The sequence below is a fragment of the Robertmurraya mesotrionivorans genome (assembly GCF_050971805.1).
Taxonomy (GTDB): Bacteria; Bacillota; Bacilli; order Bacillales; family Cytobacillaceae; genus Robertmurraya_A.
The window spans coordinates 91,514-111,186 of sequence record NZ_JBPCCH010000012.1 but is presented as its reverse complement, the minus strand read 5'-3'; the positions used below and the strand labels follow the sequence as shown (position 1 = coordinate 111,186).

Annotated in this window: 21 protein-coding genes; 8 read left to right on the top strand and 13 right to left on the bottom strand. The window is 37.1% G+C overall.

Going from position 1 to position 19,673, the window contains the following annotated elements:
• Nucleotides 1-75: 75 nt before the first annotated feature.
• Nucleotides 76-978, bottom strand: coding sequence for an AraC family transcriptional regulator (locus ACRX5O_RS17740; RefSeq protein ID WP_433907159.1), 903 nt, complete (start codon nt 976-978; stop codon nt 76-78).
• A 190-nt stretch (nt 979-1,168) separates the two neighbouring features.
• Between ACRX5O_RS17740 and ACRX5O_RS17735 the strand changes: the two genes are divergently transcribed.
• From ACRX5O_RS17735 to ACRX5O_RS17710, 6 genes are all read left to right on the top strand, one after another.
• On the top strand, nt 1,169-2,149 hold the full coding sequence (locus ACRX5O_RS17735; protein WP_433907158.1) for an aldo/keto reductase: 981 nt from the start codon (nt 1,169-1,171) through the stop codon (nt 2,147-2,149).
• Nucleotides 2,150-2,170: 21 nt separating this feature from the next.
• Nucleotides 2,171-2,449: an HPr family phosphocarrier protein gene (locus tag ACRX5O_RS17730; RefSeq protein ID WP_433907157.1), complete on the top strand. Its 279-nt coding sequence runs from the start codon at nt 2,171-2,173 to the stop codon at nt 2,447-2,449.
• 245 nt (nt 2,450-2,694) lie between these two features.
• Nucleotides 2,695-3,069, top strand: coding sequence for a DUF2089 domain-containing protein (locus tag ACRX5O_RS17725; RefSeq protein WP_433907156.1), 375 nt, complete (start codon nt 2,695-2,697; stop codon nt 3,067-3,069).
• On the top strand, nt 3,070-3,459 hold the full coding sequence (locus tag ACRX5O_RS17720) for an SHOCT-like domain-containing protein (protein WP_433907155.1): 390 nt from the start codon (nt 3,070-3,072) through the stop codon (nt 3,457-3,459).
• Nucleotides 3,460-4,416: 957 nt separating this feature from the next.
• On the top strand, nt 4,417-4,842 hold the full coding sequence (locus ACRX5O_RS17715) for a MarR family winged helix-turn-helix transcriptional regulator (protein ID WP_433907154.1): 426 nt from the start codon (nt 4,417-4,419) through the stop codon (nt 4,840-4,842).
• 18 nt (nt 4,843-4,860) lie between these two features.
• Complete coding sequence (locus tag ACRX5O_RS17710) at nt 4,861-5,253, top strand: rhodanese-like domain-containing protein (protein WP_433907153.1); 393 nt, start codon at nt 4,861-4,863, stop codon at nt 5,251-5,253.
• Nucleotides 5,254-5,417: 164 nt separating this feature from the next.
• Here ACRX5O_RS17710 and deoC read toward each other — a convergent pair whose 3' ends face one another.
• The 8 genes from deoC to ACRX5O_RS17670 form a co-directional block, all read right to left on the bottom strand.
• Complete coding sequence (deoC, locus tag ACRX5O_RS17705; protein WP_433907152.1) at nt 5,418-6,089, bottom strand: deoxyribose-phosphate aldolase; 672 nt, start codon at nt 6,087-6,089, stop codon at nt 5,418-5,420.
• 39 nt (nt 6,090-6,128) lie between these two features.
• Nucleotides 6,129-6,524: a cytidine deaminase gene (gene cdd / locus ACRX5O_RS17700; RefSeq protein ID WP_433907151.1), complete on the bottom strand. Its 396-nt coding sequence runs from the start codon at nt 6,522-6,524 to the stop codon at nt 6,129-6,131.
• 48 nt (nt 6,525-6,572) lie between these two features.
• On the bottom strand, nt 6,573-6,746 hold the full coding sequence (locus ACRX5O_RS17695; RefSeq protein ID WP_066057713.1) for a XapX domain-containing protein: 174 nt from the start codon (nt 6,744-6,746) through the stop codon (nt 6,573-6,575).
• 94 nt (nt 6,747-6,840) lie between these two features.
• Complete coding sequence (locus ACRX5O_RS17690) at nt 6,841-8,145, bottom strand: pyrimidine-nucleoside phosphorylase (RefSeq protein ID WP_433907150.1); 1,305 nt, start codon at nt 8,143-8,145, stop codon at nt 6,841-6,843.
• Nucleotides 8,146-8,211: 66 nt separating this feature from the next.
• Nucleotides 8,212-9,426 carry a NupC/NupG family nucleoside CNT transporter gene (locus ACRX5O_RS17685; protein ID WP_433907149.1) on the bottom strand — a complete coding sequence of 405 codons (1,215 nt, stop codon included), beginning with the start codon at nt 9,424-9,426 and terminating at the stop codon, nt 8,212-8,214.
• Between the two features lie 429 nt (nt 9,427-9,855).
• Nucleotides 9,856-11,919, bottom strand: a complete 2,064-nt coding sequence (locus tag ACRX5O_RS17680; RefSeq protein WP_433907148.1) for a DUF4179 domain-containing protein — start codon at nt 11,917-11,919, stop codon at nt 9,856-9,858.
• 298 nt (nt 11,920-12,217) lie between these two features.
• A complete protein-coding gene (locus ACRX5O_RS17675) occupies nt 12,218-12,415 on the bottom strand; it encodes a hypothetical protein (RefSeq protein ID WP_433907147.1) in 198 nt (65 codons plus the stop codon).
• A gap of 40 nt (nt 12,416-12,455) precedes the next feature.
• Nucleotides 12,456-13,442, bottom strand: coding sequence for a 2-hydroxyacid dehydrogenase (locus ACRX5O_RS17670; RefSeq protein ID WP_433907146.1), 987 nt, complete (start codon nt 13,440-13,442; stop codon nt 12,456-12,458).
• A gap of 239 nt (nt 13,443-13,681) precedes the next feature.
• Between ACRX5O_RS17670 and ACRX5O_RS17665 the strand changes: the two genes are divergently transcribed.
• On the top strand, nt 13,682-14,482 hold the full coding sequence (locus ACRX5O_RS17665; RefSeq protein WP_433907145.1) for a hypothetical protein: 801 nt from the start codon (nt 13,682-13,684) through the stop codon (nt 14,480-14,482).
• A 153-nt stretch (nt 14,483-14,635) separates the two neighbouring features.
• Entirely contained in the window at nt 14,636-15,385 is a 750-nt protein-coding gene (locus ACRX5O_RS17660) for a DeoR/GlpR family DNA-binding transcription regulator (RefSeq protein WP_433907144.1), read from the top strand.
• A gap of 50 nt (nt 15,386-15,435) precedes the next feature.
• On the opposite strand, the gene ACRX5O_RS17655 is transcribed toward ACRX5O_RS17660, so the two are convergent.
• The 4 genes from ACRX5O_RS17655 to iolB all read right to left on the bottom strand — a co-directional run bounded on the left by ACRX5O_RS17655 (nt 15,436) and on the right by iolB (nt 19,611).
• Nucleotides 15,436-15,825 (bottom strand): tautomerase family protein, encoded by a 390-nt coding sequence (locus ACRX5O_RS17655; protein WP_433907143.1) that lies wholly within the window; start codon nt 15,823-15,825, stop codon nt 15,436-15,438.
• Between the two features lie 86 nt (nt 15,826-15,911).
• Nucleotides 15,912-17,648 carry a solute:sodium symporter family transporter gene (locus ACRX5O_RS17650; protein ID WP_433907142.1) on the bottom strand — a complete coding sequence of 579 codons (1,737 nt, stop codon included), beginning with the start codon at nt 17,646-17,648 and terminating at the stop codon, nt 15,912-15,914.
• 58 nt (nt 17,649-17,706) lie between these two features.
• Entirely contained in the window at nt 17,707-18,582 is an 876-nt protein-coding gene (gene fba, locus ACRX5O_RS17645) for a class II fructose-1,6-bisphosphate aldolase (RefSeq protein ID WP_433907141.1), read from the bottom strand.
• A gap of 213 nt (nt 18,583-18,795) precedes the next feature.
• Entirely contained in the window at nt 18,796-19,611 is an 816-nt protein-coding gene (gene iolB, locus ACRX5O_RS17640; protein ID WP_433907140.1) for a 5-deoxy-glucuronate isomerase, read from the bottom strand.
• Nucleotides 19,612-19,673 lie beyond the last annotated feature (62 nt).

The window sequence follows — 19,673 nt, the reverse complement described above, 5'->3', positions numbered from 1 at the left end:
AATGTTTTTTTGCCTTCTTGAATCAATGCCCCTATTTTTCAAGTAGACTCTTCACAATCTAAACATTTTGTTTACTTATACTTGGTTTTCTTTCAGTCGGTTAATATCTACTCTAGGTGAAAACCCAAACATACGAGAATACTCACGACTAAATTGTGATTGACTTTCGTACCCCACTCTGAATGCAACATCAGCTACATCTGTTGAATCAGCCAATAACAAGCGCCTTGCTTCTTGCAACCTTAATTGTTTTTGAAACTGAATAGGACTCATAGCTGTTACCTCTTTAAAATGTCGATGTAGAGATGACACACTCATATTCGCGATTTCCGCTAGGACTTCAATTCGAATAGGCTGTTGATAATTTTTAACGATATGGTCTATCACTTCTCTTATTCTAGATGCACTACTACCCTCTAATGCTATTTGTTCTAGTGCTCCTCCATGTGGACCTTGTAGGATCCAATAGATAATTTCTTTTTTAATTATTGGAGCTAGGATTGGAATATGCTTTGCATTCTCTAATAAACAAGCCAATCTTAGTACTGCATCTAACAAGGATGGTTCTACTTCGCTAATAAACATAGCCCGTTTTGACTTTTTCCCCTGTTGAAATGTAATATCTGATTCATTAATCATTTCTAATACTTCGGTTGGTGTAAATTCAAGTTTGACTGCTAAATAGGGAGATTCCATTGAGGCTCTGATCACCTGCCCTGTTACTGGCAAATCAACGGAGGCAACAATATAATGACCGGGTCCGTATAAAAATCGTTCCTCTCCTAATAACACTTCCTTCTCCCCTTGTAGAATAATGCAAAAAGACGGCTCATTAACTCTAGAAACAGGTTCAGTTATATTAGATTCACGGATGAGAAACAAAGAAGGTATGGAAGTAGGATGGACACCATCTTCCCCTGAAAAGCACTCTATGAGATTAGCTAGTTCTATTTGCTGTTTGTAGGTTTTCTCCAGCATAACTTTATTCTCCTTTTCCTTTAACTTCAGTCATTATATCTAATATTCTTTGGTTGGGTAAGAGAGTTTGAGAGGATTAGGCAAAAAATTGGTAGGAATGGGATAAGGGTTTCCTATGATTTATGGCATAATTATTTCAAAAGAGGCCACGATAAACATGGCAAAATCAATTAAAGAGAGGTAACAATTAATGGAGTATGTAAAACTTGGTAATACAGGCTTAGATGTATCTCGATTTTGTCTTGGATGTATGGGTTTTGGGGACGCATCAAAATGGGTTCACCAATGGGTCCTTAATGAACATGACTCTCGCCCCGTGATAAAAAAAGCGCTTGAATTAGGGATTAATTTTTTTGATACTGCCAATGTCTACTCTCTTGGCACAAGTGAGGAGTATCTTGGACGGGCTCTGAAAGATTACGCTAATCGTGACGAAGTAGTCATAGCCACAAAAGTACACGGTCAAATGCATAAAGGGCCAAATGGTTCAGGCCTTTCTCGAAAAGCCATCATGAGTGAAATTGATCAAAGCCTTAAGAGATTGGAAACAGATTATGTAGATCTTTATATCATCCATCGCTGGGACTACCATACTCCTATTGAAGAAACAATGGAAGCGTTGCATGACGTGGTGAAGTCAGGGAAAGCAAGATACATTGGCGCTTCTGCGATGTTCGCATGGCAATTCCAAAAAGCTTTACAGGTGGCTGAAAAAAATGGTTGGACAAAATTTGTTTCTATGCAGAACCATCTCAATCTCATCTACCGTGAAGAGGAAAGAGAAATGCTACCTCTTTGCAAGGAAGAGAAAATAGGTGTTACTCCATATAGCCCCCTTGCATCAGGTAGATTAACACGCGACTGGTCAGTAACCACACAACGTTCTGAAACGGATCAAGTCCAAAAGTTTAAATACGATGCGACTGCCGATGCCGACCGATTAGTGGTTGAGCGAGTAGCATCTATGGCAGAAAAACACGATGTTCCTCGTACACATATTGCACTTGCATGGTTATTACAAAAAGAGACAGTAACAGCTCCAATTATCGGGGCAACGAAAATATCCCATCTTGAGGATGCTGTAGGTGCTTTATCAGTAAAGCTATCACCTGAAGAGATTGCATTCCTTGAAGAACCATATGTACCACATCGTATAGTGGGTCATAATTAATTTATACATTTGAGGTGAAAAATGATTAAACAGCAGTTAAATATTATTAAGGAAACTGGATTTGCAAGACCAGCAACCCTCTTAGTAAGTTTAGCTCATAAATTTAAATCCGATATTTTTCTAGAGTATAAAGGAGAAACTATTAACCTAAAACACTCGGTCAAGTCTATCATGAATATTCTAGCATCAGGAATTAAACCTGGAAGCAAAATATATATAAAGGCTATTGGAACTGACGAGGTACGGGCAGTACAATCCATTAAAGATTGCTTAATTGAAAAGAATATGATCAACAGTTAAGGAGATCTTTATCTATTTAAAGACTGATCAGAATAAAGCTGATATTCCAAATTAGGAATGTCAGCTTTTTTAATTTGTAAAGTAAGGCACTTAAATAAAGTAGACTCTCTTTATAATTAAATTATTTAATAACGAAGTTAATTATATTAATTTATATTTAATTATTTTTTTATTTTTTAATTTAATTATTTAATTTTTAAATCATTTGATGTATATTTGAATTATAAATAATGAAGGAGGGAATTATGGCATATCCTCTTATTTCAGAGTGCCCCGTTTGTAGTAAGCAATTAAAAATTACTAAGCTGCAGTGTACTCATTGTCATACCACAATTGAAAATGAATTTGAACTATCAAATTTTGCAACTCTTAGCAAGGAACAGCTTAGTTTTATTGAAACTTTTCTAAAGTGCCGTGGAAATATTAAAGAAGTTGAAAAAGAACTTGGAGTATCATATCCCACTGTAAGAGGGAAATTAGATGACATTATTTCTTCTCTTGGATATTCCACCACTAAGAAGGTCGAAAAAATCGATCGCAAAAAAGTAATCTTAATGCTGGAGAAGGGCGAAATAACAGCCGAAGAAGCTATTGGGATATTAAATGGGGAGGAAAATTAAATGAGTGACGAAATTTCAAGAGTATTAACAATGGTTGAAGAAGGAAAGTTGAACAAAGAGAAGGCTGCTGAATTAATCGGAGTACTGCAAGGAAAGGATAATCAGGTCGATCTAAATAAACGGACCTCAAACTCCTACTTAAACAAAATGCTTAAAATCCGTGTTACTTCTGAGGATGGTGACAATGTAAATGTGAATCTGCCAATAAAACTCATAAAAGCTGTTTTAAAGGTAGGAACAAATATTGCTAAAATGATTCCCGAATCCGAAAAGTATGTGAAGGATATCGACATGGAACTGTTAATTGAAGCTATTGAAAATGAATTGGACGGACAAATTGTAGATGTTACCTCAGCAAAAGGTGACAAAGTACTGGTTATTATTGAGTAATATGATAAAGATAACAATCAAAGTAAAAGCCAAACGATTTATTATTCCAGTCCCGTATGCTTTTTTACATCTATTCATTAGGATCCTCACTTCCAAGCGAATCCTGGCGCTTGTAAATCGTGCAATTGAAAAAAAAGCAAATAATAAATTTCAAATTCCTTATATAAACAGCCATGATTTGAAGCCTTTGCTAAGGGAACTTTCAAAGCAAAGAGGTCTTCTGCTGGTTGAAACAAGCCTCAAAGACGGAACAGAGGTTTCTATTAGGTTATAAAGCACACAATTCCTCCGTACTGGAATTGTGTATTTTTTGTTGGAATTAGATCTTTAATTAATCAGTATAATTACTGATTGTGATTCATAACTTGGATATTATGTCACGAAAAAAAGGTTGGATACTGTTTTTTAGCACCTACCTTTTTAAGTGATTTTGTTAGAATTAACCTGCAATCAGTGTGCTCCAAATGGTTCCTGTCCAAAATTTAGTTACCACCAAGCTTGAACTTTCTTTAACTTCTAATAACCCTCTAGGCAGATAAGGATATATATCCTTCTTCCACCCGTACAATTAATCAGTAAAACAATTTAAGGAGGTTGAGATTACTATCTCTCTAGAAGGTTTCTATATTTAATGATTAATAGATAAGAAGAAGAAGTCCCGATTCCAAGAAACAACACAGTGTTTTTACATATTTTACCTAACCTGTGTATTTATTTACAATATTGTATACCTTTTATATTATTTATACAAGGTTTTTATACTAACTCTTAGTAATAACTTATAAATATAGCTTTTTTCTGCTCCAAAAAATCCCCTATTGTTTTCAATAAGTAACTTCAACGTAAAAATGCTCAACTTCAAACTCATTTTCTATATTTCATTTGGAGCTTGCATTATGAAAATTAGTCAGTTAAACTGATTATATATTATACTGATTATTTTTTAAGGGGGGAAATATGAAATTGGAAAAATGGAATCAATCTTATGGTTTTTTACTTGGAAAAGTTCTTCAGCAAATGGAAAGTAAGTTTGCTGAGGGACTTATCCCCTATGAGATTAACGCCAGACAATATGGAGTCCTTTTATTTATTAAAGGAAACCCTTACTCTTCACAAAAAGATATTTCTGAAAACCTACAAATTGATCGGACAACTATGGTGAGTCATATCGATCATTTGGAAACTTTGGGGTTTGTCGAGAGAAAAAAAAATCCAAATGACAGAAGATCCTATAGCCTTATGATTACTGAAAAAGGTAACGATGTTTTGGATTCGCGTTGGGAATTTTTAATTAATACGGAATTAGCAGTTTTAGCCCCTTTAAATCAGCAAGAAAGACAATTACTGAAAGATTTTCTTGTGAAAATTTGGCGATCACTATAATAAACTGGAGGTTATACAATGCACGCACTTGATTATTTTAATGCACGTCTGGAAGCAACTATAAGCCCTATGGATTATTTGAAATCTAAACAAATGGACCCTGAGAAATACTTTTTAATTGATGTTAGAAACGGTCCAATTCATGTAAGAAGTTTAACCATTACGGATGCTAATGTTATACCTGAACAAGAAATACTAGATCATATAGCTGAAATACCGTTAGAAAAGGAAATTATTGTTTACTGTTGGGATGTCTGGTGCAATACTGCTGCCAAAGTTGCAAAATTATTATTAGAACGTGGCTATACAGTTAAAGAGTTGACCGGGGGAATTGCGGCATGGAAAGAAATGAACTTTCCTGTTTCAGAATCTACCCATGTTAATCATATATCTGATAACTGCGGCTGTTGACTCTAGTGCAAACTAAAAGGTATTGGATTGACGTTGCTTCTCGAGACCATGTAATAAAGGCTAGCTCTTTCATTAAAGATAAGAAGCATTTGTAGAAAAAATGAAATGTAAAAGGAGATTAGATTGTTCTAATCTCTTTTTAACCTTTTATTATGGTAAACCTATTAATAAGCACTAGTCCCTGTCTCACCTTGGACAATCGCTACACTAGAGCTTGCTCCAATACGTGTCGCACCTGCTTCTACCACTGCTTCTACTACTTCACGGTTACGAACACCACCTGAAGCCTTCACTCCAATTTCCGGACCAACCGTTCCACGCATGAGCTTAATATCCTCAACAGTTGCTCCTCCGGTTGAGAAGCCCGTAGATGTTTTCACATAATCAGCACCTGCTTTTACAGCAAGCTTACAAGCCCGGACCTTTTCCTCTTCAGTCAGCAAGCTTGTTTCGATAATCACTTTTACTAGTGCTTTTCCTTCTGCTGCCTCCACTACTGAACGGATATCTTGTTCAACAGCAGCATCATCACCGTCTTTTAACTTGCCAATATTTATAACCATATCCACTTCATGCGCACCTTTTTGAATCGCATCTTTTGTTTCAAAACTCTTTGTCTCAGAAGTGGTTGCCCCTAATGGAAATCCAATTACTGTACATACTTTCACATCAGAATCCTTTAATAATTCGACTGCAGTTTCTATCCAAGTTGGATTTACACAAACGGAGAAAAATCCGTGTGTTTTCGCCTCTTGACAGAGAACTTCAACTTGATCCTTTGTGGCATCGGCTTTTAACAGTGTATGGTCAATCATGCTTGCAATATTTTTAGTCATTCGCTTCACCTTTCCTTCTTCCTTTTGGAACTTATTTGTTTAAGTTAAATCCTCCGGAGAAAACGCGCCTGGTAATAGTTCTTTAACAGTTATTTCCTCTACGTCTCCCTTTAAGTTCGTTAAAATCACTGTCATATCTGGATTACATAGCTCTGAAATCACTTGGCGACATGCACCACACGGTGGAACAGGACGATTGGTGTCTGCCACGACAACAAGTAGATCATATTCCTTGTCTCCATTTGCATAAGCACTAAAAAGTGCTGTACGCTCCGCACAATTACACATTGAATATGCTGCATTTTCGATATTACAGCCATGATATACCTTCCCATCTTTAGTTCGTAGTGCAGCCCCCACTTTAAACTTTGAATATGGAGCATATGCCTTCTCTCTAGCTATTTTCGCTTCTTCAAACATGAATTGATTTTTCATCCTTCAACCCCCTTTCTCTTCACGTTCATTTCTATGAGAATTCCTCAATTATGAGTTTGTAAAAGTTTTAAAAATAAAATCGACTAGTACACCACCGAGGTACACACCGAAAACACCTAACACACCCGCAAGCACAGGTGGGGCTGGTAATGGTAGACGCAAGAACTTAAAAACAACCCCTATCACAATTCCTGCTAAGATACTTAAAAGTAACTCCTTCATTTTCATTCTCCTTTTTTGATATTAATATTTTATACGTTGTAGGATGTCAGACGTCTTAAATTAAAAGTCAGGCCCACTCATTGGGCCCTGCTTACTATTGATAAATAATGTCATAAATCAAAGGATTCAATTCTACACTTCTTTGCGAAATATGATAAGCATCATAAATTCGATTGATTACTTCAGTAACTTCTTGAGTATTACTATGAATGGTCACAAGTGAATCCCCTTTTTTTACTGAATCACCAATCTTTTTATTTAATACAAGTCCCACAGCTAAATCAATTTCTGAGTCTTTTGTTGTTCTTCCTGCTCCTAAAATACTTGAAGCAATCCCAATCTTATCAGCAATGATTTCTGTAATATAACCATCCTCTTTGGCCTCCACTTCAAAGGTAAAAGAAGCTGTTGGAAGCCTTGATGGATCATCAATGATCGAATCGTCTCCACCTTGAGCAGCGATAAATGTTTTAAACGTTTCAATTGCTTTTCCTGTTTTGATCGATTCCTCTAACATCTTCCGTGCTTCGTCCACATTTTCTGCTTTATCTGCTAGATAGACCATTTTACTACCAAGTGTTAAACATAGCTCATATAGATCTTCTGGTCCTTGACCTTTTAAAGTATCAATAGCTTCCTTTACTTCTAGTGCATTTCCGATTGCAAAACCTAACGGCTGGTTCATATCAGAAATAACCGCAATCGTTTTACGGCCAGCACCATTACCGATTTGCACCATTGCATGGGCAAGTTCCTTCGCACCTTCTAAATCCTTCATAAATGCGCCTGATCCTGTTTTGACATCTAAAACGATCGCATCTGCACCAGAAGCAATTTTTTTACTCATAATCGAACTTGCAATCAACGGAATTGAATTAACCGTTGCTGTTACATCTCGTAATCCATATAGCTTTTTATCAGCAGGTGTTAAATTTCCACTCTGCCCAACAACAGCAATTTTATTTTTATTCACAAGGTTATTAAACGTTTCACCATCAATTTCAACCTGAAAGCCGCTTATTGATTCCAATTTATCAATCGTTCCGCCTGTGTGTCCAAGTCCACGTCCTGACATTTTAGCAACAGGAACACCTACAGAAGCGACTAGTGGTGCAAGAATCAGTGTTGTTGTATCACCAACTCCACCTGTACTGTGTTTATCGACTTTAATTCCTTCAATCGAAGAAAGGTCAATTTGGTCACCTGACTTAACCATTGCCATCGTTAAATGTACACGTTCTGAAATGGTCATGTCTTGAAAGAAAATCGCCATCGCCATTGCTGACATTTGATAATCTGGTATATCTCCATCCGTATAACCCTTAATCATAAAACCAATTTCTTCTTTGGTTAGTTCATGACCATCACGCTTTTTTTCTATTAAATCTACCATTCTCATGATATCGCATCCTTAAACATTAGTTTTTTAAATAAAGTGTTATAAAGGGGAGATATCCCCTTTCACCTAAATAAATATTCCTGCAATTGCTGCACTTAGTAATGAAGCTAACATCCCAGCAACTACTGCACGAAGCCCAAGCTTTGCAATATCAGATCGACGACTCGGAGCTAGTCCACCTAAACCTCCTAAAAGAATCGCCATTGAACTTAGGTTCGCAAAACCACAAAGTGCGAAACTTACTACAATAACGGTTTTTGGACTTAATTGGTCAATTTGTGGTGCAAATGAAGAATAAGCTACAAATTCATTTAAAACTAGCTTTTGACCAATAAAACTACCTGCCGCTACTGCTTCAGACCACGGTACACCCACAGCAAACGCTATTGGTGAAAACAATATTCCTAAAATCGCTTGAAGTGATAGTCCTTCAAAACCAAATAATCCACCCAGACCAGATAAGATCCCATTGATTAATGCAATTAATGCAATAAACGCGATTAACATGGCACCTACATTTAAAGCAAGCTTTAAACCATCTCCAGCACCTCGAGCAGCTGCATCAATCACATTAACTGATTCTGTATCTTTTTCCATTTTTAACTCATGAGAAGTCTCTGATTCTTCCGTTTCAGGCATCATTAATTTAGCCAAAACCAAACCTGCTGGAGCTGCCATGAAACTAGCAGCTAGTAAATATTCAAGCGGAACACCTAAAAGAGAGTAGCCTACAAGGACTGAACCCGCTACAGAAGCTAGTCCTCCCGTCATAACAGCAAACAATTCTGATTGTGTCATTTTTTCTATAAACGGACGAACAACAAGTGGCGCTTCTGTTTGACCTACGAAAATATTAGCCGCTGCCGACATCGACTCAGCTTTACTTGTTCCTAATAGCTTTGATAATCCTCCGCCAATAATTCTAATAAACCACTGCATAATACCTAGATAATATAAAACCGAAATTAACGATGAAAAGAAGATAATAATTGCTAGTACTTGGAATGCAAAGATAAATCCAAATTTATCAGCAATTGCTAAAGGCCCAAAAACAAATGAAAGTCCCTCGTTAGCATAATTAATGACATCTTGAATTCTCATTGTGAACCATTGTAAGGCAGAACGACCAGCTTCCCATTTTAAAACGACAAACGCGAACGTTAGCTGTATTGCTAAACCACCAAGAATCGTTCGATAATTAATCGCTTTCTTTTTATTTGATAAAAGAAATGCTATTCCTAAAACAACAAAGATCCCAAAAATTCCCCATAATATATTCATGATGTTCACCTCTATAATGTAGTGTAAAACGTTAAAAAGCATTTATAGACTGTTCGAAAGCGCTTACTAATTCATGTAAAAAATTTTCATTATTCCCTTTTTCGATGGACATATGTTATCAGACGTCCGACAACTATAAGCAAAATAGCAACTTAGATGAAAAAGTAACTAGCTATTATTTGTCTTTTGTATCCCCTTTCATTTCGGTTAACGACTTCTCTCCCACATTATAAAGGTAAGAGGTCTAACAACTCAATACTTTTTTTCTGTAAAAATACAACCGGTTTGGAAACAGAGACCTATTGTTCACACAAAATTCCAAAATGAAACCATATCACTAGAATAGGGTTTCATTTTACTAGATAAATAAAAGCACACAAAACTCCCGGTACATAGGGGTTTCGTGTGCTTTCTTCATATTAGTGCATGTTATTCCAACGAAATCTTCACAATATCATTCAAATATTTCGTTGTATTATACCCATAAATATCAAGTCTTTTTGGAATTACCCTGTTATCGTCCAACCTAATGATTTGGACTGTTTCAAAATGACGCGGTTGCTCAATCTTTTCATAGGAAAATGGAGTTGAATTCGGGTCGTATATTACTCCATTTTTGTCCACAATGACTCCTTCCGATTCCATCCCCATTGAACTAGGTACACTTTCATCTTCTCCAACAATATTGATTTGAAGGGATTCATATGCTCGATTTTCCACTTCATGATTGCTTATAACAACCGTCGTTGGCACCCCCACTTCTACTTTATCAATGCTGATGGTACTTCCTGCATATTCAAAGGTTTGAGGATATTCCTGAGTCACATCAAGTGGGATGCTTTTATCGTCTTCATATGTTAAATAAGCAGACGTAAATTGAACGCTAACCTCTTTTGGTTTTTCTCCTATAAGAGTGTCAAATTGCGCTTGAAAAGTGTACCAATTCATGTCTTGCTGTGTATTCATCGGAACGCCCCCAAACATATCCACATTTACGATCTTATCGTTGACTTCTAGGTTGTTAAAATTAAGGAACTCTACCCGTTTCTCCGTCTGTTCTCTATTAATACTATATTGCAAAGAGGTTGCTGTTGGTGCAACGATTAATTTCTCAAATCGAACGGGGATCCCTTCGATATGAGTTTGTCCACTTAACGTATATTCGGTGGAAGGTTGTTTGGTCACAGGAATTTCGAAGTTCCATTCCCCTGTTTGATATTGATTGTTCCCGTAGCCCCAGAATTGATTCTCCACAGAGGCATCACGATCAATCTTCAGAATCTTATTGATCTTCAAATGAATGGTCTCGTTATCCGTCTGAAGTGGCAGCAGACTAATTTTCCCCTGATAAACGTTCTTTTCTCTTTTATTTACTTCCGATTCAAGATCAGGAGGAAAGTATTTCGGATAGGTATCATGATTCATGATTTTATACATGTTCTCTACAATAACCCCATCATCATAATTCATAAAATATTGATTATTCTCATTTGTATCTTCTATTTCATAAAAAACAAGCGTCTGAATATCATCAGCTACCACGCCCTTAATCTTTACGATCACCCCGTCGCTTTCCGCTTCCAGGTTTACCCTTTGACCCAGGTCCTGCTGTAAAAAGGAACGCAGCTGCTCGTCATCTTCTGTCCATGTATAGTAGAGGTTAGGAAATAACCCTGTTAAAAAGCCAATCCCCATCAGTACGTTGAATACGCTTGCGAAAACAATCCCAACTTTTTTACGTTTTTTGTTTTTCTGACGTCTATGATTCTCCTTTTCTACCAGTCTCTCTTTGACATTCTCCATGAAACCTGAAGGCACATGAACATCTTCCAACCTATCTGTATGGTTTAATAGAGATAACCTAACCTCCTGAAAGGTAGCTAAATCCTCCTGGCATTTTTCGCAATGATAAATATGTACTTCAAAATCGACCCTCTTCGGCCGCTCCATCGTTCTTTCTAAATAATCAATGTAATTCTTATGGTATTCTGTACAGCCATTAAAGGATTCTCCACTCTCCGTTTGTTCTCTCAGTGATACGATTCCAGAAAACAGACGACCTTTTATCTGATCCACTGAAACTTGGAGAATTTTTGCCACTTCCTCCTGAGAAAGTCCTTTTACATACCTAAGGATCATTGCTTCTTTTTCATCGTCTTTTAGTTGGTCAAGTGCTTTAAGTAATCCCGGACGTGAATCACTTTCCTCTCCAGCCTGTTTGCCATTATCCTGGGAAAGCTCTCGGCAGTTTTGTATGAAAAGGGACGTAACCCACAAATCGAATGATGTGTCATGTTTAAATCGAGGCAATTCTTTGTGAACGTTTAAAATAGACCGGTAAAATAGCTCTTCTATTTGGTGCTGATGATTAAGATAGAACCGACCTAGAGTATAGAATGATTGCTTATGCTGCTCAAACCAATTAATGACGGATTCGAAGCCTTTTTCTCTTATCATAGTGATAGAAGTGGAATCTATCTTTGTCGGGATCATATATGTCCCCCCTCTAACATTTTTTGGAATGCTATATTCTTATTCTAATTCTTTATAGTCTATTTATCTATTCGAAAAATGATATTCCCGGTCTAAAAAGTTCCCGGAATTAATGATAAGTGAAACGTAAAAAGAACGAAAAAAATTCAATCAAACGTTTGATTGAATTTTTTTGATACTATTGGTAACTATTTTCCACTCACACAACGTATCCGGAGTGAAAAAACAAAGGGGACGGTTCCCAAGTTTCATCTTGAAATGAAACAGGAGAACCGTCCCCATATACTTGTGTCCCTGCTCAATCTTCCTCAATTACCCTAGCCACATCATTCCCGCATTTTTTACATTTACCTTTTAACACAATACCGAAATTATGCTCTTCTACTGTAAAAGCAGTAATGGTTGTTACATCTGAGCAATTCCCACACCAAACATTACTTAGAAGACTCCTTCTCATCTCTTTTGGTATGGAAAGCCACTTTTTGTTTGCGATCATTGTAAAACCCTTTCTTTCAAGTGATTTGAATATTAACTATTTACTTTGAAACCCCTTTTAATACTTGTTCATTTAAGATATTGGCGGGCTTCTCTCCTTTTAATGCGGTTAACATATTTTCAATCCCTCGTTCCACCATTAAGGAGCGTGTGGCTAGTGTTGCTGAGCCAATATGTGGAGTTAGCACGACGTTCTTCATGGATACCAGATCACTTCTTGCTTCAAGTGGTTCGTTCTCAAAAACATCTAAACCAGCCCCAAGAATTTCCCCCTTTTGTAAGGCTCGAATCAATGCTGATTCATCAATAACAGGTCCCCCTGCCCCATTGATTATAATTGCAGTAGATTTCATTACCTTAAACTCTTGATGACTAATCATGTTTCGTGTTTCAGCAGTTAAAGGGACAGTAATGCACACATAATCGGACACTTCCAATAGTTCACTAAGTTCATTGCAATATTTGGCTCCATATTTTTGTTCTGCTTCTAAGTCCCGATTTCGCTTAGTATAATACACATTCATGTCAAAACCTAAAGCGGCTCTTTTCGCAAGAGCTCGCCCGATCCGACCGAGTCCAACAATACCAATCGTACGATGATGCACATCGATACCAAATTGTTCCTCACCTACAGAATTGTCCCACTCCCCATTTCGTACAAATGAGTCTAACTCAGCAATCCTTCTTGCAGTCGCTAACAAGGAAGCAAAATATAAATCAGCCACAGTATCTGTTAAAGCATCAGGAGCATTCGTAGCGATGATTCCTCTATTCGTTAATTCTTCTAAATCAAAGTTATCATAACCAGCTGAAAAGTTACTAATGACACGTAAATTTTGAGCTATATCTAACATTTCCGGAGTAATTTTCATTGCTGCACCAAATAAGGCATCAGCTGTTTTAAGATCATTTAGAAATTCATTACGATTATCATCATTAACACCAGGATAGTACGATACGTGACATTGCTCACGTAATAACTCTAAGTGTTTGGGTTGTAATTTTCGGTAAACAACAACATGCTTCACTTTATTTCCTCCTAGGCCTCACTCTTGGATTCACGTTTTTTCTCCGATATTTGGTATCTACTCCTAGTTTTATATGCTAATAATATAATTCGACTAAAGAATAGCTAATCCTTTTACATTTTTATACCAAACGACCAACACCATAACTGTTCAAAAATCAGTCACAACTATTCAAATATCACCCTGTCCTTTTTAACCACCCCTCTCTATATAAAAAATAAAGGGATGGTGCAAAGGAAATGAGTTTAAAAAATGGTGGTATTGACCAATTTGAACAGTATTCTCAATTTTCTTCTTTAAAAGAGTTTAATACTCATATGGAAATGTGGTTGGCTGTTCATAGGGATGATTTCTCTAAGGGAGAACGAGTTGGCTTGAAGCGACTCATTCGTTTTGCTGCGAAAATTCCTGGCGTTTGCAATGCCAAAATTGGGACCGTGTTAAAAGCGATTTATGATGACTACAACGGATACGGTATCTCACGTTCTACTTTTAAGCGAATGATTCAAAAGGCGATTGGTTTAGGTCTGTTGATTGTTCATGAAACCGAAAGAAATAATGGTTCTCAGTCTAGTAACTTGTATGTATTTCAACCTTTTCCTACAAACGGACTACCTAAGGAAGATGATTTGAACCACCATAATAAAACTAGTAATCCTTCTAAAACTAATATTATAAGTATTAAAGAACGTAAAGAAATGGATTCATCCGAACCTTCCGAGAATAAGAATAACAAGCCTCTTGATTACACTTACACAAGCGATCGGGTTCCTTACTCCTTCTCACAAGTCGTCAGATACTTCTTTCCAGAAGCGAAGCAGATCGAGGAATTCTGGAAAATGGCCCAAATTTCTGCCTACCGGAATAATTGTGAAAGCCGGACAGATCTCGTAGTAAATATGGCCGTTCATTCATTTAAACAAATGATTAGTAAACTCAAAGTAAGCACCATACAAAAGCCTATTGCCTATTATTACGGAATCCTGAATAAAAAGTTTGAAGAGCTTTATTTTGAAGATTTGTATAACATGGGGTTTTGAATGGGGGAGAATTCTGAATGACAAATTAATCGGATTTCATTAACACTGGTTTATTATACAAATATTGATGAAGTTTTGGTTATTTGTTGATATAATAATAGTATACATTTCAGTATTTTAGTGCCTTCATTAATGTATTCAAGGGGGACCCTGATGATAAAAACCAAAAGGATACATCAAATTTTAGAGTATGTCTTGGAACATGAAACGGTTTCTTTGGATGAGCTTGTTAAGGTATTTGGTGTATCCAAAAACACCATAAGAAGAGATGTTCAATTGCTAGTTGAAAATGGTGACTTAAAAAAGGTATATGGTGGAGTTTCAGTTAATCATTCTACACTAGTCTCATTCAGTGATAGAAAGGTTCGCAATCAGACAGAAAAGGTACAGATTGCAAAACTAGCTTCCACTTATGTAGAAGATGGAGATATTATCTTTATTGATTCAGGAACAACTACTCTTGAAATGTTCTATTTTCTTAAAGAGAAAAGTATAACCGTTGTAACCAACAATGTTGACTTTATCGTAGAATCCATGCCTTATAAAAATATAAACATTTTCTCTACTGGAGGAATGCTCGAACGCGAAACAAAATCCTTTACTAGTTATAAAGGGTTGGACCTTTTTAAGACCTACAATATAAACAAAGCCTTCATGGCTTCAACAGGTATTTCAATCTCAAATGGGGTGACAAACTCTGCTCCTCTCGAAAGTGAACTCAAAAGTTCTGCAGTGAAAAAGTGTTCACAGGTCTTTCTCTTAGTCGACCATGATAAGTTCGATAAATATGCCTTAACTACTTATTGTAACTTAGAGGAAATCCATTACCTCATTACTGACCGAAAACCAAATCAACATTATCAACAATTTGCAATTGAACATAATATTAACCTAATTTATTAAGATGAACCCATCATAAAAGCGGACCCAGCCTAATGGTCCGCTTTTTACTGTTATAATTCTCCTGTTAGAAATTGAGCCTGACCATAACCAAAGCTCCAGTCAGCATTTCCATTTGTCACAATAGATATCATAATATCATTGGGTTCAATTCCGCAATGTTCTCCTAATTCCCTAACCATAAATTGATAAAGTTTCTTTTTTTGTTCTTCCGTTCTTTGTTTACTTGTCACGCTTATGACAACGACGTCTTTACTTCGCTCAAATCCTAAACCTGTATCTTCAATCACCATTTCACTTGCCGTGTGCTGAGTGACAATTTGGTAACGATCTCTCTCAGGGACTTCAAATGCTTGCACCATAGCGCGATGAGCAGCATCTAAGAGCTTTCTTATTGAATGTTCGTCCCTTCCCTCAATTATATCCAACCGAACTAAAGGCATGTTTCCCCCTCCTATTTCATCTAATTTTTCGCTCATTTTTTTCAAAAAAGTCCAATAACCGTTACCGCTTTCTTTCTGGTAAAAGGTTAAATGATCTTTCTCTTAAACTCATCTTTGTTATCAGCAAGATCTAGTTTTTTATTTGTTCTATACCAGAACCAAGCAACTGCTCCAACAATCACTAGATTCACTAATAAAAAGACAACCTGTGATAGTGAATATGTTGCCAAACTTGCATCTGCAATCCCGATAGGAGAGAAGAACGCATATACGCCCAACATAACAACAATAAGGCAAACTGAAAAAGTTTTTGCATGCTTCCACGGTGTTAGCTCAACTTTCTTCGCATCCTTTAACACGAATGGTGTTTCTCTTGGATTCAATCTTCCTAGTACCAACATGACAAAAATGTCAACAGCTAAGAGGATTGATAGCACATAAAGAAAGTTCACATCACTTAAGAATACCTTTGATAGTGAATATAAAACGATATGAACAACGATGACCACTTTACCGGCATATGCTGGTACATGTTTACTAAAGAAGCCTACAAGGAGCATCGCAATAATTGGCAAATTATAGAAACCGTTCATTTCCTGTAAATATGCGTATAGTCCTGAAGGCGCATACATAATAAACGGAGCAACAATAACAGATGCAATTGCTAGACCAAATGCAAAAACTCGGCCGGCTTTAACAAGTTCTCTTTCTTCCGCTTGCGGTTTAAAGATTGGTTTATAGATATCCAGTGAGAATAATGTAATCGCACTATTTAATGTATTATTAAATGAACTTAAAATCGCTCCAAACAACACTGCTGCTAAGAACCCTGATAACGCTACCGGAAGAACATCAATAACAAGAGTTGGGTAAGCGGCATCATTATTGCCTAATGAATTCCCATAAAGTAGATAAGCAATAATACCAGGCAATACTAAGAAAGTCATTCCAAATACCTTAAATAACCCTGCAAACAATACCCCTTTTTGCCCTTCTGCAAGGTTTTTCGCAGCAAATGTACGTTGAATAATTGATTGATTCATTGCCCAATAGAAAATGTTGTTGAAAAGCATCCCTGTGATTAATACTGGCCATGGTACAGAAGACTCAGCACCACCAATGGAGTTCAGCTTTCCTGGGTTTGCATGAAGCAACTCATAGACCCCGCTAGCCAAGTTTCCTCCGCCGAGCACAACTAAAGCAAGAATAGGAATGAGTAAACCACCAATAATTAAACCAATTCCATTAATCGTATCACTCATAGCAGCTGCTTTAAGACCACCAAGAATGGTATACCCTAAACTAATTACTCCAATAGCAGCGGAAATAACAAGAACAAGCATAAATGGGCTTAAATTGGTGATCGAGGTTAACGAGAAAATACTGTCTAATACTAGAGCACCCGAGTATAGAACAACTGGTAGATAGGCAACGGCATAACTAATTAAAAACAACATAGATGCAATTTGTCTTGTTCTTAAGTCATAACGCTGTTCAAGAAAATCGGGAATTGTTGTTAGACCAGCTTTTAAATACTTCGGTAGTAAAATAAGGGCCATTACAATCAATGCCAGCGGGGATGAGACTTCCCATGCCATTACAGCCATTGATTCCCCGAAAGCTTGACCATTTAAACCAACGATTTGTTCAGTCGAAAGGTTTGTTAGGATCAATGAAGACGCGATGACAATACCAGTCAGACTTCGACCGCCTAGAAAGTAACCATCTGTTGTTGACATATCTGTCCCTCTTGTTTTATACCAAGAAAACCACATGACAAATAACGTGTAAGCTAAAAAGCTAAGAAAAATCACCCAAATCATACGTCTGAATTCCCCCTAAGTTGTGGGGATATTTTTTTAATAAATATCCCCTTTTCAATTAAGCATGTAAACGATTGCTTAAAATGGCCTTGTTACTTGTCCCAAAATCTTTAATTTTCGCTTTCACCGTCGCCTTTACTGCCTCTTTCCCCGGAGTAAGGATGAAACGTGGGTCGTAAAGCTCAAAATCATTTGCTAATACTTCCCGAACCGCCTTTGTCCAAGCCTGTAGGCATTCTGTGTTCACATTAATCTTGGCATGACCATATTCAATTGCCTTTTGAATTTGGTATAATGGAATTCCAGACCCACCATGCAAAACTAGTGGAATTCCTGTCATCTCAGAAATCTGCTTCATCTCATCAAAGCCAAGTTTTGGCTCTCCCTGATAAGGTCCATGGACTGAACCAAGGGCGGCTGCCAAGGCATCAACTCCAGCCTCTCTTACTAGCCTTACGCATTCTTCAGGATCTGCATAGTTAATCCCGCCAATTAGACCGTCTTCATTACCTCCAACGGTTCCAACCTCGGCTTCAACCGATACGCTATGAGCTTTTGCATACTCAACGACTTCCTTCGTCATAGCGATATTTATATCGATGGGATCATGTGAACCATCAATCATGACAGATGTAAATCCTGCATCAATTGCCTCTTTACACCTTTCTACACTTCTACCATGGTCCAAATGCAATGCTACGGGAACAGTAATTTTCTTTTCTTCCACCAACGTCCTAACCCAAGTGGCAATTACATTAAAACCACCAAGGTAATCAACAAGTCGATCAGAAGCTGCCAGGATAACCGGAGCCTGCTCCTCCTCTGAAGCTTCCAAGATCGCTTCCACCCATTGGAAACTATTAATGTTATACTGACCGACTGCGTACCGATCTTCTTTTGCTTTTCTCAGCATTTCATTCATAGAGACTAGCATATTCAGTTGCCCCCTTTGCTCGATATCAATAGATTTTCACCTTTTTATACGTATTTTGCGTTTCATCCAGAGTATCCAAATAATGGGTGACGGCTCTCTTAATCTATAATTTTTCTAATATTAAAAACTTATAAATAACTAAAAGCGGTTTCATTTTGGAATATCTTTTAGGTGCTATTTCCAGAAAGGAATTAGCACCTTTTCTTTCAGCGTTTATTGACGACTGCTAAGAATCCATTCATGATCTGGATCGTTATGGAACTTCCAAATACGCTTTGGCCCCGCCATAACATTTAAATAATAAGAAACATATCCATCCGGTACACCTACAGGATGATAACCTGCTGGGACAATGACAACATCACCATGTTCTACTGTCATTGTTTCATCGATGGAACGATCATCGGTATAAACCCTTTGAAAAACAAATCCTTGATTTGGATTCATTTCATGATAATAGGTTTCCTCAAGGTATGATTCACTTGGTAAATTGTCCCGGTCATGCTTATGAGGAGGATAACTTGACCAATTCCCACTTTCTGTGAAAACCTCCACTACTAATAAGCTGTTAGCAGATGGGTCTGAATCTGGCAAAATATTATGTACTAATCGCTTATTATTTTGAACGCCTCTGTTTTCAATTCCGATGTCAGAAGCTTTGATCAGTTTTGTTGGCAATTTCTTTTCAGAAGGTGAATAGCAAAGTGCTACGCGTGCATTGCTTACCCCTTCAATTTCAAAACTGCAATCATTGGATATATACACACTATCAGTTGGCCTTTTCTCAAAAACGCTTTCACGAGTTCCCACATTTTCGAATGTTTGCTCATGATCGGTTACATTGATCTTCCCGGTTACCGCGACGATGCAGACCTCTTTTTTACCTAGCTCCTCAGCGTACTTTGCACCAGGAGATAAATCGATAACTTTAAACTCCACATATTCCAATGGAGAATTTTCTGTCGTAACCTCATGAACAACAGTAACTTCTTGCTCTGCTTTGTTTGGTTTACGCAATAATTTACTCATTTTTCTCCCCCTTAGCATTTTGTAAATGCTAATTTTAAATATATTATGCAGCATTCTTCATG

Excerpts from the sequence above, each read along its gene's own strand:
- fba (WP_433907141.1), bottom strand. The coding sequence starts at position 18,582 with ATGCTAGTCTCTATGAATGAAATGCTGAGAAAAGCAAAAGAAGATCGG.
- ACRX5O_RS17740 (WP_433907159.1), bottom strand. The coding sequence starts at position 978 with ATGCTGGAGAAAACCTACAAACAGCAAATAGAACTAGCTAATCTCATA.
- ACRX5O_RS17675 (WP_433907147.1), bottom strand. The coding sequence starts at position 12,415 with ATGATCGCAAACAAAAAGTGGCTTTCCATACCAAAAGAGATGAGAAGG.
- ACRX5O_RS17730 (WP_433907157.1), top strand. The coding sequence starts at position 2,171 with ATGATTAAACAGCAGTTAAATATTATTAAGGAAACTGGATTTGCAAGA.
- ACRX5O_RS17660 (WP_433907144.1), top strand. The coding sequence starts at position 14,636 with ATGATAAAAACCAAAAGGATACATCAAATTTTAGAGTATGTCTTGGAA.
- ACRX5O_RS17720 (WP_433907155.1), top strand. The coding sequence starts at position 3,070 with ATGAGTGACGAAATTTCAAGAGTATTAACAATGGTTGAAGAAGGAAAG.
- iolB (WP_433907140.1), bottom strand. The coding sequence starts at position 19,611 with ATGAGTAAATTATTGCGTAAACCAAACAAAGCAGAGCAAGAAGTTACT.
- ACRX5O_RS17665 (WP_433907145.1), top strand. The coding sequence starts at position 13,682 with ATGAGTTTAAAAAATGGTGGTATTGACCAATTTGAACAGTATTCTCAA.
- ACRX5O_RS17650 (WP_433907142.1), bottom strand. The coding sequence starts at position 17,648 with ATGATTTGGGTGATTTTTCTTAGCTTTTTAGCTTACACGTTATTTGTC.
- ACRX5O_RS17680 (WP_433907148.1), bottom strand. The coding sequence starts at position 11,919 with ATGATCCCGACAAAGATAGATTCCACTTCTATCACTATGATAAGAGAA.
- ACRX5O_RS17655 (WP_433907143.1), bottom strand. The coding sequence starts at position 15,825 with ATGCCTTTAGTTCGGTTGGATATAATTGAGGGAAGGGACGAACATTCA.
- ACRX5O_RS17725 (WP_433907156.1), top strand. The coding sequence starts at position 2,695 with ATGGCATATCCTCTTATTTCAGAGTGCCCCGTTTGTAGTAAGCAATTA.
- ACRX5O_RS17690 (WP_433907150.1), bottom strand. The coding sequence starts at position 8,145 with ATGAGAATGGTAGATTTAATAGAAAAAAAGCGTGATGGTCATGAACTA.
- cdd (WP_433907151.1), bottom strand. The coding sequence starts at position 6,524 with ATGAAAAATCAATTCATGTTTGAAGAAGCGAAAATAGCTAGAGAGAAG.
- deoC (WP_433907152.1), bottom strand. The coding sequence starts at position 6,089 with ATGACTAAAAATATTGCAAGCATGATTGACCATACACTGTTAAAAGCC.
- ACRX5O_RS17710 (WP_433907153.1), top strand. The coding sequence starts at position 4,861 with ATGCACGCACTTGATTATTTTAATGCACGTCTGGAAGCAACTATAAGC.
- ACRX5O_RS17695 (WP_066057713.1), bottom strand. The coding sequence starts at position 6,746 with ATGAAGGAGTTACTTTTAAGTATCTTAGCAGGAATTGTGATAGGGGTT.
- ACRX5O_RS17735 (WP_433907158.1), top strand. The coding sequence starts at position 1,169 with ATGGAGTATGTAAAACTTGGTAATACAGGCTTAGATGTATCTCGATTT.
- ACRX5O_RS17715 (WP_433907154.1), top strand. The coding sequence starts at position 4,417 with ATGAAATTGGAAAAATGGAATCAATCTTATGGTTTTTTACTTGGAAAA.
- ACRX5O_RS17685 (WP_433907149.1), bottom strand. The coding sequence starts at position 9,426 with ATGAATATATTATGGGGAATTTTTGGGATCTTTGTTGTTTTAGGAATA.